Origin of the sequence: Rheinheimera sp. A13L (assembly GCF_000217935.1) — a bacterium.
Classification (GTDB): Bacteria; Pseudomonadota; Gammaproteobacteria; order Enterobacterales; family Alteromonadaceae; genus Pararheinheimera.
Window position 1 is genome coordinate 1 of the sequence record NZ_AFHI01000047.1, and the last position, 2,436, is coordinate 2,436.

Here is a 2,436-nt window from a genome sequence, read left to right on the forward strand (position 1 = left end):
GTAAGCGTAACAACAACCACACCTTGCGGTAGGGTTGTTGTTTCGTTTAGTACGGCAGCAGTTTAGCTAATGCATCAGGCGAGTTGGCTGTTGGCAGTTGTTCAAACAACTGCGTTAGATAGTAATAAGGCTCTAAGCCGTTGATTTTGGCCGTTTCGATCAGACTGTAAAGCGCTGCACTGGCTTTGGCTCCGGTTTTGGTGTTGGCAAACAGCCACGCTTTACGACCGATGACGAAGGGCTTTACTGCCCGTTCGGCTCTGTTGTTGTCGATGTTGAGTTGGCCATCATCCAGATAGCGTATCAACTTCGGCCACTGCTTTTGTGTATAGCTGATGGCTTTGCTGACCAGGCTTTCTTTAGGGATGGTGTCTTTGGATTTTTCCAGCCAGTCCCAGAGTTGTTTCAGGAGTGGTCCGGCAAGCTGTTGGCGTTGTTGCTGTTTTACCTCGAACGATTGTGTTTTCAGTTTGCTCTCCAGTGCATATAACTTCTGGATTTGGTTGATGGCCCAGTCGGCTTTACCGGTTTTACCTTTGCCTTGTGCCTGCTGCGCTTCGATAAACTTACGACGCGCATGTGCCCAACAACCAGCTAAGGTGGCGGATGTTTGTTCATAACCGGCATAGCCATCCACTTGCAGATAGCCAGTGTAACCTTCAAGGAACTGCACGGCATGCGCTCCGCTGCGACCATCCTGGTAATCGAACAGCACCAGTTTTGGTCCAGTGGAGCCTTCTACACCACAGCCGTACACCCACATGTAACAGGTGCTTTTATCAACGTCCAGTACATCTAATGTCGTCTCGTCGGCCCACAACACTGATTGCTTTAACAGTTCCGTTTTCATCAGCGCTAACAACGGCTCAAGCTTGTCGGCACAGCTCATCAGCCAGCGGCTCATGGTCTGGCGATTCAGTTCAATGCCGGCTTCGCTAAACATCTTTTCCTGCCGGTACAGCGGCAAGCCATAGTGCATTTTCGCGCTGATGATTTGGGCCACTAAGCTTGGTGTTGCCATACTTTTGGGGAGGAAGGTGTCAGGGACATCCGCAATCTGTATCGCCACTTCTGTGCCTTCACGCTCACAGGTGCGGCAACTGTATTTTGGGCGCACGTGTTTTATCACACGGATTTCGGCGGGGATAAACTCAATCTGCTCGCTGACTTCCTCGCCCATCCGGTGCAATTCATTCCCGCAGCAGGCGCAGGTTTTCTTGTCGATATCGTGCAGCACTTCAATACGTGGCAGCTCTGGTGCAATACGTGGGCGGCGCGCTTTGACGGGCTGTTTATCTGTCGTTTCGTCAGCTAGAGGTTGTGTTTCAGATGGCCCTTGTGCTTCAGTTTCAGCAACGTGCTCCGCTTCGTTAAAGACCTGACCATCACCTTCGTAGGTTTCGCTGCTGGGACTAAACCGCTTGTGCTGCGCCAGGTTCAGGACTTCTTCAAAGCGCTGGATGCGCTCAGTCAGCTTTTGATTGAGCGTCTCTAGTTTAACGATGCGTTTGTCTTTTTGGGCGAGTTGGCGTTCTAATTTGGCCTGTTGCTCAAGCAGCATTTTCTTGAGCAGTTCAACATCGTCCGGCAATTCAGAAGGTATCTTTTTCATGACCGTTATTCTAACGGCCCGTTTGGCTAAGTGCTTGTCCTGATTTAGATTGTTTCAGCTGCGATCCTCAGGATTTATAGCAGATCTGCATATCAGCCTGCGCTTTGGTAACTTAGGGGCTGATGGGGCGTTAGTTTTTGGATATCAATGCCTTGCAAGAGCCAATGCCACTGTTGTTCGCTGATAGAGAGTACCTTCCCCGACATCAGACGTGGCCAGCGGAATTTATCTTTTTCCAATCGTTTGTACCACAGGCAAAAGCCCGTCTGGTCCCAGTACAGCACTTTTAAGCGCGAACGCTGTTGGTTACAGAATACAAAGAGCGCACCGCTAAAGGGAGACAGCTGCATTTCCTGCTCAACCAACAACGACAAGCCATTGATGGATTTTCTAAAATCCACAGGCTGTTTGTGCAGATAGATTTTTGGCACATCGATAAACATCTTCATAGTGACATCGCCTTGAGCAAGGTGGCGAGCCACACGGCATCGGTGCCAGCAGGCAGGTGCAGTTCAATATCCCGTTTTTTTAGTAGCATCGGCTGGCAAAACACCATGCCGTGTGGTGTCAGTTCAACAAAGCCGTCATTGTCGTCCTGTTGCCACGCGAGCAACTGCCGTTTTCGCAGGCTGAAATAACTTGGGTCGATACCCTGTTGTTTTGCAAATTCGGTCTGGGTTAAACCGCTGACTATGTGCTGGTCAAACAGCGCCAGCCATTGCTCTGAAGTTCTGCGGATCATTTGAATCCCTGCTTGGTGAACGATGCAAACAGGGTATGGTGGATTAGCTAACTTGGATATGTGGGGTTCGTGTTACGCTTAC

The 2,436-nt window shown here is 50.0% G+C and carries 3 protein-coding genes; all 3 read right to left on the reverse strand.

Annotated features, from left to right (window positions below; genetic code table 11):
* Window positions 1–46: 46 nt before the first annotated feature.
* Window positions 47–1,612, reverse strand: coding sequence for an IS66 family transposase (gene tnpC / locus RHEIN_RS17005; RefSeq protein WP_008900217.1), 1,566 nt, complete (start codon window positions 1,610–1,612; stop codon window positions 47–49).
* Between the two features lie 92 nt (window positions 1,613–1,704).
* Window positions 1,705–2,061, reverse strand: coding sequence for an IS66 family insertion sequence element accessory protein TnpB (tnpB, locus tag RHEIN_RS17010; RefSeq protein WP_008900218.1), 357 nt, complete (start codon window positions 2,059–2,061; stop codon window positions 1,705–1,707).
* Window positions 2,058–2,354, reverse strand: coding sequence for an IS66 family insertion sequence element accessory protein TnpA (gene tnpA, locus RHEIN_RS17015; RefSeq protein ID WP_008900219.1), 297 nt, complete (start codon window positions 2,352–2,354; stop codon window positions 2,058–2,060). The genes tnpB and tnpA overlap by 4 nt, the downstream gene beginning before the upstream one ends.
* Window positions 2,355–2,436 lie beyond the last annotated feature (82 nt).

Bases quoted from the DNA above. Each gene is read 5' to 3' on its own strand.
- tnpB (WP_008900218.1), bottom strand. From the start codon at position 2,061: ATGAAGATGTTTATCGATGTGCCAAAAATCTATCTGCACAAACAGCCT.
- tnpA (WP_008900219.1), bottom strand. From the start codon at position 2,354: ATGATCCGCAGAACTTCAGAGCAATGGCTGGCGCTGTTTGACCAGCAC.
- tnpC (WP_008900217.1), bottom strand. From the start codon at position 1,612: ATGAAAAAGATACCTTCTGAATTGCCGGACGATGTTGAACTGCTCAAG.